Below are 7,718 nucleotides of genomic sequence, written 5' to 3'. Positions count from 1 at the left end.
CCGCAACAAACCCTCAAACTGCCGCAGCCGCAGACCCGTGAACGTCTCCACCCACACCCGATCAGCCCTCAACACACCGGCCATACCAAGGAAATTCCCAGATCACAGCCTTCTGCAACACGCTTTAGACAAGGACACGGCCAGGACCTGGGGAATTCCGTGAAGCCAGGCCCGGGGAAAATCGGGCTCTGGCGATGATTTTGTGATGCGCCCTGGCTGAGCTGGGTATCTACCGGGTGTGCGGTTCAGGGGATTTGAGGCGGTTGTTGCCGCATTTAGCCAGTGTGGTAGTGGAATCGATCGAGCGTGTCACGGGACTGGTCATGTTCCGTGTGCAGTGTCGTGCACTGCCGGTGCGGTGCCCGGGGTGCGGGATGCCGTCATGGCGGGTGCACGGCCGGTACATACGTCGGCTTGCCGATGCGCCCATCGGCGGTGACCCGGTGGTGATCGAAGTGACGGTGCGCCGCTTCAGGTGCCTCAACGCCCGCTGTCCGGCAGTGACGTTCGCCGAGCAGATCCCCGGGCTGACCACGCCGCATGCCCGGTACACCCCGCTCCTGCGCCGGACCCTCACCTCGGTCGCGCTGACCCTTGCGGGCCGGCCCGGTGCCCGCCTGGCCTCCGCACTGGGCGTTAGTGTCGCCAAGGACACCCTGCTCCATCTGCTGCGCGCGGTACCGGAGAAGCCCATCGGGCCGGTACGGGTGCTCGGTGTTGACGACTTTGCCCTGCTCAAGGGCTCGTCCTATGCCACCATCCTGGTGGACTTGGAGGCCCGCCGCCCCATCGACGTCCTGCCGGGGCGGGAGGCTGAACCGCTGGCCGCCTGGCTGCGGGGGCACCCGGAAGTAGAGATCATCTGCCGGGACCGGGCTGGCGCCTACGCCGACGGCGCCCGCACCGGCGCCCCGCAGACACTCCAGGTCGCGGATGCGTTCCACCTCTGGAAGAACCTCGGCAAGGCCGTGGAGGAAACGGTCGGCGCCCATCACACCTGCATCCGTGCCGTGTTCACCCCGGCCAGGGCGCCGGTACCCGCGCCGGCCGGGACGACGCCCCTGGTCCCCGCAGACGGGACCCGGGACGTGTGCGGTCACCCACGCCGCCTGGTGGCCCGCACCCAGGAGCGGTACACGGCCGTCCAGACACTGCACGCCCAGGGGGCAGCGATGGCCGCCATCGGCCGCGAGCTGCGGCTGGACGTCGGCACGGTGCGGCGCTTCGTCCGCGCCGGCAGCATCGACGAACTCCTGGCCAAAGCCGTCAACCGATCCTCGATCCTGGACGAGCACAAGCCCTACCTGCACAGGCGATGGACCGACGGCTGCCACGACATCCCCCAGCTCCACCGGGAGATCAGTGCCCTCGGCTACCGCGGCAGCATCCAGACCCTCCAGCGATACTTCCGCACGGTCAAACCGCCCGGCACGGCACCACCGGCACCCCGGCCGGCCCCGAAACCCCGTCGCACCGCCCGCTGGATCATGACCAGCCCCGACCACCTCACCAGCGACAATGCGGCCGAACTCAAGGAGATCCGGGCGGCTGCCCGCACCTGGACGCCGCCACACAGCACGTGCGCGACTTCGCCGCCATCATGCGTGACCTGCGCGGCGACCAGCTGCCGGCCTGGATGGACCGCGTCAAGAACGACGACCTGCCCGCGCTGCACTCCTTCGTCAACGGCCTCCGGCGCGACCAGGACGCCGTGACCGCCGGCCTCTCCACCCCATGGAGCTCCGGCCAGGTCGAGGGCCACGTCTGCCGCGTCAAGCTCCTCAAAAGAGAAGGCTTCGGCCGCGCCAACCTCGACCTACTCCGCAGACGCATCATCCTCACGGCATAACCCCGGGCGGCCACAAAATCATCGCCAGAGCCGAAAATCGTGATCGTCCACACGGGGAGAGAACGAGAAATTCGTGTGCGTGGGGGACGGTTTCGGGGTGTCGGAAGCGACAGCCTGAAGGTACTTCGGCGAGACCTCGAGGTCCTGGCCGCATGGGCCCGGGCCTGCGCGAGACGCTGGTGGCCTGGGTGAGGGCGACTTCGTCATCGTTGACGGGATCCTCATCCTGACCGAGCGGATCGCCGCGGACGAGTTGTACCACTCGCCGAAGTACAAGCGGCACGGGATGAGCGTGTAGGTCATCGCGGCGCCGGACGGGACCCCGCTGTGGTTATCCCGTGCCTTGCCGGGCCGGACCCACGACCTGACGGCGGCCCGCGCGCACGGCATCGTCGAGGCCTGCCTGACCAAGGCAGATCCTCACCCTGGCCGGTGGCGTGACGGTCCGTACCCCCTACTACGGACACCCCCCAACCACTACCAGCGGTACAACCGTGTCTATGTCTCTGAGCACCTGGCGAACGCACCTTCGCCAGCCGAAGTCCTGGTGCACCTTCCGCAGGGCCCGAGGCTCCACCAACCGCATCACCCGCGTCGTCCAGGCCGTGCACACACTCCTGACCTGCGAAAAAGGAGGATGAAAAAGAGGCTGACTGAGCTTCTTCGAGCTGGCCACCGATCAGGTGATGGCCCACACAGCGCAACGAGCGAGGCCCCGAGCTGTTGATCGAAATGTCTGACGTCTCAACCACACTGCTCGGGGGCCTCGTTGGTCATCCATCCTGCCGCACTCGACCTGCCCCATGCACTCGTGGAGTGGGTGACCATGCTCGTCGTCACCCGTGAGGGCGACCGGCGCTGCAGGCTCCGCCCGTCTCAACGCGCGATGGTGGCACTGGTGTACCTGCGCGAACACACCACCCTGGCGAAGATCGCTGCCGGATTCGGGATCAGCGAGTCCACCGCCCACGCCTACACCAACGCAGTCGTCCACCTGCTCGCCGAACGCGCCCCCGGTCTGTTGAAAGTCCTGCGCGAGGCCGACGCGGACTTCGTCCTGCTGGACGGCACGCTCGCCGAGTGCGACCGGGTCGGCGACGGACGGGCCGACTACTCCCACAAGTACCGCCGACACGGGGTGAACGTACAGGTGGTCACCGATCCGAACGGCGGGTTGCTGTGGCTCTCACCCGCGCTGCCGGGCCGGACTCATGACCTGACCGCTGCTCGCACCCACCGGATCATCCGCATCTGCGAGCGACAGGAGGTCTCCATCCTGGCCGTCAAAGCCATCCTCACCCTGGAGCGGAAACGCTGAAGACGCTCACTGATCAGGAGTGGGACGTCGCCACCCTTGGTGGGTGTTCAGTGATTACAGCGTGGCCGGTAGCAGATCTATCGGTTCACCCTGACGGGTTCTTTGTCGGCGATAACCCAAAAACCTTGTATCACATGCCGTTGGATCAACTTTCCCCAGCAGAGCTGGGAAAACGTGCTCCGTGGCGAGCGTGACTTTGATAACCAGATGTCTCTGTGGTGAAGAGCTCCTATTGCAGTGGCCCCGATAACTGTGATGACCTGTGTCTGGCGCCAGGGCCGGGCGGCCAGGTTTGAGCCATCAAAATCGAACAATTTACGCCTTAATGCAGAGTGCTCGCATTATCGCTGAATCGATTTAGGGCTCTTCAGTCTGCTTTTCGTTCGAAATTGAACCGGGAATTTATATCATGCGAGGTCGAATGCACTTCGAAAGCTTCCTTCTCTCCTTCCTGTCTATCGGGATCGCCGTCTTTATTGGTGTCTCCTTGATGAAGGCTGACGTTAAGGATAAGGAAGACGGCTTCATGCTAGTTATTTTCGGTGTCAAGGACGCTGATTCAGAAGGGGCAAATTTTAGTGAGGAGGGTGGTTATAAAGGACCTATGGGCGGCGATTTTGGTTGGTGCAAAAATGAACAGGAAACGGTCAGGGATCTGCTGCGCTACACCGACCAAGCGTCCAAAGGTTCTGTTGGCGCCGACATTTCATGTGGCAGCAAGGGTGACTACACCGCAGACGATCACGTCGATTGGCTGGAAACTGGCGAGCTGCCAGTTGTCAAGCGACCTACGTAACTTCTCTCGAACGGTCCTCGCGCAAGGCGTCAGCTGGATGAGGAACTGGTTTTTGTCAGCAGACCCAAGGGGTGAATAGGGATGATGTTAATCGTTTATATTCCGTGCCTTGTGGCACATTTTGGCATGGCACCTCGGGGCCGGATCGTCAAGCAAGGCGCCGCACCGAAAGCTAGCCTTTGAGTTTCTCCGTAGCTAGATAGTGATGGTTGATCCCCCATAAAATATTTTTCCTGTAGCGTAGAGGTGGAAGATATTTCCATTCATCGCTGATGTGATATGCCCGCTCATGTGCTTGCCCATTGAGCGCCTGAATTCATTGCATACTCTCACGCTTTCATCGGCTACAGCGGTCGCGCATGAAAAGCTAAAGAGAGCTGGGTGTTTCGAGCGAACGTCACCTTGCCGAGAAGTAGATATTATTTAACCTGTAGGGGCGGTGGGGGCCCGAGGTCCGAAACGCTAGGCGAGGTCGAACTAATGTGCGGGCTGGTATGGGTTGAGGTCAAGTGATGGTGTAGAAATCCACCAGACGGTAGATGGAGTCTGTTGGGCTTGCCGATGTTACCGTGTCATATATGTCAATAAATTAGTCTGCTGAGGAGGTATGTATGCCGCCGCGCACGCGCATCTTCACTCCCGATGAACTACGTGAGATTGGTGTTCCTAATAAACTAGCAAGGGATATTGCTGTTGCCGATGTCCATCAGGCCAACACTTATCGGGCTGAGATCCGTACGAGTCTCTTCCGTTACGAGGGCGCTATTTGGGCTGTTGAATATCAGCGTCCCCTCACCAAGTACCAAGGCTTCAGTAACCACGGCTGGCTCGGCACCGTGACGGCCTGGGAGATGCAGCCAGTGCAGACGGTCGTGACCCGATGGATGTTGGCGGGCGAACCAGCACAGGCACACGAAGCATCCGAAGCATGGCAAGTAGAGACTCACCACCCAGTCGCTGGCTGGCGTCCACAGCCCCCCTCGTATGACAACCGGGACGAGGCTCTTCATCTTCTACGCTGGCATTGTGAAACCCGCTCAGAAGCAGAGGTTCGTCTAATTCGCGCGACTACGACGTATGCCGTCGAACGCATTTCCCTATAAGAGGACAAAGGGATACGGCGGATTCGATGATCAAGGAGACGCCTGATGAGTGAGACCATCGTGGAGAACGAGGCCGTTGAGGAGCCGGTCGTCGAGTCGGCCACGGAGGCGGTGTCGGACGGGTAGCTGATCGCGATGCTGGTCGACCGTGCCTGCACGGACAGGCTGCGGATGACCGGGGAAGGCGGGCTGCTCCAGCAGCTCGCGAAGCGCGTGCTGGAGTCCGCCCTGGAGGGCGAGATCATGGACCACGTAGGCTATGAGAAGCACGAGGCGTCGGGCCGGAACAGCGGTGACAGCCGTGATGGCACCCGGGCCAAGACCGTGCTGATCGAGGTGGGTCCCGTCGAGGTCAGGGTGCCCCGGCATGTAGCCGGCATGTTCGAGCCGCAGATCGTCAAGAAGCGGCAGCGTCGCCTGACCGGTGTCGATGAGATGGTGCTGTCGTTGTCCGCGAAGGGGCTCGCCTCGGGGAGATATCCGTGCATCTGGCCGAGGTCTACGGGGCGAAGGTCTCCAGGAAGACCATCACTACGATCACAGACGAGGTGATGGAGGGCATGGCCGAGTGATAGTTCCGTCCGCTCGACCGCGTCTACCCCGTCGTCTTCGTCCACGCTATCAACGTGAAGATCCGTGACGGCCGCGTCGCCTACCGCCCCATTGACCTCGACCTGGCCGTGACCGTCGAGGGCACCCGCGACATCCTCGGGATCTGGGCGGGCGACGGCGGCGAGGATGCCAAGCACTGGCTGCAGGTGTTCACCGAGCTCCGTAACCGCAACGTCGAGGTCGTCCTCATGCTCGTCTGCGGCGGGCTCAAGGACCTGCCGGACGCGGTCGAAGCCGTCTGGCCCCTGGGACAAGGTTGGGCGTGACCTCAAGCCCGTCTACACCGCGCCGAGCGAGGCCGCAGCCACCGAGCGCTACCTGGAGTTCTCTGAGAGGCGGGGCACCAAATATCCGGCCGTGGTCCGACGCCTAGGCCGAAATGGTGTCCTTCCTGTCATTCCGACGTCGAGATCCGTAAAGTGATCTGCTCGACGAACGCGATCGAGAGCGTGAGCGCCCGCATCCGCAAGGCTATCCGGTTCCGCGGGCGCTTCCCGGGTGAGGCCGCCGCGTTGAAGTGCGTTACATGGCCCTGATGAGCTTCGACCCCACCGGCAAGGGCCGGCGCCGCTGGACCATGCGCTGGAAGGCGCCCCTGAACGCTTTCCAGCTCGCCTTCGAAGGCCACCTCACCCCCGCCACCAGCCACTGAACCTCAACATCCAAGATCAGCTGCTGATTGGACAGACCCGCCACCGGGTACTACCCAGCACCTCCATCACGGCCCTGAACCGGTGCTCTACTGGCTGATCCTCGTCGGCGGTCTCGGCTCTCTCACCCATGCCTGCTCAACGACCGGTACCCCCTCAAGGATGTCATCGGACCGTCATAAACCTCCCGCGACTGTCAAGCAAGCCCAGCAACAGTGGAGTCAAGCATGAGATGGGACTGCATAGACATCCCATACCGCTGAGCCGGCGCGGGGAACCGACCCTGCCATTTCGAGACCTTCTGCATCCCGATTCCCAGATCACGAACGACCAGCTCTTGCCGAACGTGGCCGGGCATCGACGCCAGTTCCGTGTAGGTCAACGCATCTACGGCCGCAGTGCCAGAGGTTGCGGCGTCGATGATGCCCGCACCGGCCTTTGGAAGGCCTGCCGTTCAGGGCCTGACAGCACCACCCTGGTTTGCCGCGACCTTGTTCGCCCATGCCCCGTCAACGGCGGATCAACGACCCAGAGCTCTCTGGTATTTGTTGACAAGGCACGGTGCTATGTCACAGTCTGTATCCACGGTCTGCCGCTGTGCTCGGAAGGAGCCCGCTCGCCGGGAAGCCGTATGGCGCAGGCGGGATGGGCACTGGGACAGCACCTACGATCACCCACTTCACGGCTGCATACGACCGCTCCAGTGCGCGGCCGGTAAGCGGAAGGCCTTCGCGATCAACCCGATGGCCGGCCCGCTACCGTGACCGCCACAAAGGTCTGCTCGACGACGTAGTGGAGCTTGCCCAGGTGCCATGTGATCCCTGGCGGGAAATGACGGGCAGGATGCCTTGCTTCCGCAGTCCACGCCGGTTCGGTGTTGTAGCCCTCGTCGCTGAGCAGGGTGCCCGGGCCCGCCGGCGACGGGCGATGCCGCCGACCAGGTTCAGGTTCGGGTGACGTCGTTGACGTTAGCCGTGGTAGCGACAACCTTGAACGGGATGCCCATTCCGTCGTAGGTCAGATGGTGTTCACTGCCCGCATTCCGGCGGACGACCGGCGACGGACCGGTCCCCATCTCCCTCTTTTTCCGCCCGAATGTGGGAAGCATTAGCACAGGCCTGGGCCAGTCGATCTCGCTCGTAAGGCGCGGCTTCGTGAGGAGAACCGGGCGAGGGTGGTCGAAGATCCTGCCTCGTGCTATCGGCCCAGAGGCGCCAGCACGTATGGCTGGAGCCGAACCCCAGCTCCAACGACAGGAGCTGTTAGGCCGTTTCTTTCGGATCAGCGTGCTGATCAGAGGAAGATGCCCGCGAGGTGGAGTCCGGGGAGGTAGGTGGTTGTGGTCTTCTCGTAGCGGGTGGCGATGCCGCGCTATTGCTTGAGGTGGTTG

Annotated in this window: 4 protein-coding genes and 4 pseudogenes; 7 read left to right on the top strand and 1 reads right to left on the bottom strand. The window is 62.8% G+C overall.

From position 1 onward, the window contains the following. Nucleotides 1-84, bottom strand: a pseudogene (locus tag LUZ64_RS38000) (IS5/IS1182 family transposase); the annotation flags it as partial. 239 nt (nucleotides 85-323) lie between these two features. On the opposite strand from LUZ64_RS38000, the gene LUZ64_RS36165 reads away from it, so the two are divergent. The 7 genes and pseudogenes from LUZ64_RS36165 to LUZ64_RS38150 all read left to right on the top strand — a co-directional run bounded on the left by LUZ64_RS36165 (nucleotide 324) and on the right by LUZ64_RS38150 (nucleotide 6,330). Beyond that, nucleotides 324-1,715, top strand: coding sequence for an ISL3 family transposase (locus LUZ64_RS36165; RefSeq protein ID WP_143592991.1), 1,392 nt, complete (start codon nucleotides 324-326; stop codon nucleotides 1,713-1,715). Further along, nucleotides 1,601-1,849 (top strand): transposase, encoded by a 249-nt coding sequence (locus LUZ64_RS36160; protein WP_107426553.1) that lies wholly within the window; start codon nucleotides 1,601-1,603, stop codon nucleotides 1,847-1,849. Before LUZ64_RS36165 ends, LUZ64_RS36160 begins: the two co-directional genes overlap by 115 nt. Before the next feature lie 58 nt (nucleotides 1,850-1,907). Then, nucleotides 1,908-2,490 (top strand): annotated as a pseudogene (locus tag LUZ64_RS37995) (transposase family protein); the annotation flags it as partial. Between the two features lie 128 nt (nucleotides 2,491-2,618). Continuing rightward, nucleotides 2,619-3,131: pseudogene (locus tag LUZ64_RS36150) on the top strand (transposase family protein); the annotation flags it as partial. A 457-nt stretch (nucleotides 3,132-3,588) separates the two neighbouring features. Then, nucleotides 3,589-3,963: a hypothetical protein gene (locus LUZ64_RS36145; protein ID WP_143592990.1), complete on the top strand. Its 375-nt coding sequence runs from the start codon at nucleotides 3,589-3,591 to the stop codon at nucleotides 3,961-3,963. Nucleotides 3,964-4,574: 611 nt separating this feature from the next. Then, nucleotides 4,575-5,066: a hypothetical protein gene (locus LUZ64_RS36140; protein ID WP_143592989.1), complete on the top strand. Its 492-nt coding sequence runs from the start codon at nucleotides 4,575-4,577 to the stop codon at nucleotides 5,064-5,066. 135 nt (nucleotides 5,067-5,201) lie between these two features. Further along, nucleotides 5,202-6,330, top strand: a pseudogene (locus LUZ64_RS38150) (IS256 family transposase). Nucleotides 6,331-7,718 lie beyond the last annotated feature (1,388 nt).

Origin of the sequence: Streptomyces albireticuli, assembly GCF_021228125.1 — a bacterium.
Taxonomy (GTDB): Bacteria; Actinomycetota; Actinomycetes; order Streptomycetales; family Streptomycetaceae; genus Streptomyces; species Streptomyces albireticuli.
This window is presented reverse-complemented; position numbering and strand designations above follow the sequence as displayed.

Coding starts and splice junctions, on each gene's coding strand:
- LUZ64_RS36165 (WP_143592991.1), top strand. CDS start 324: ATGTTCCGTGTGCAGTGTCGTGCACTGCCGGTGCGGTGCCCGGGGTGC.
- LUZ64_RS36160 (WP_107426553.1), top strand. CDS start 1,601: ATGCGTGACCTGCGCGGCGACCAGCTGCCGGCCTGGATGGACCGCGTC.
- LUZ64_RS36145 (WP_143592990.1), top strand. CDS start 3,589: ATGCACTTCGAAAGCTTCCTTCTCTCCTTCCTGTCTATCGGGATCGCC.
- LUZ64_RS36140 (WP_143592989.1), top strand. CDS start 4,575: ATGCCGCCGCGCACGCGCATCTTCACTCCCGATGAACTACGTGAGATT.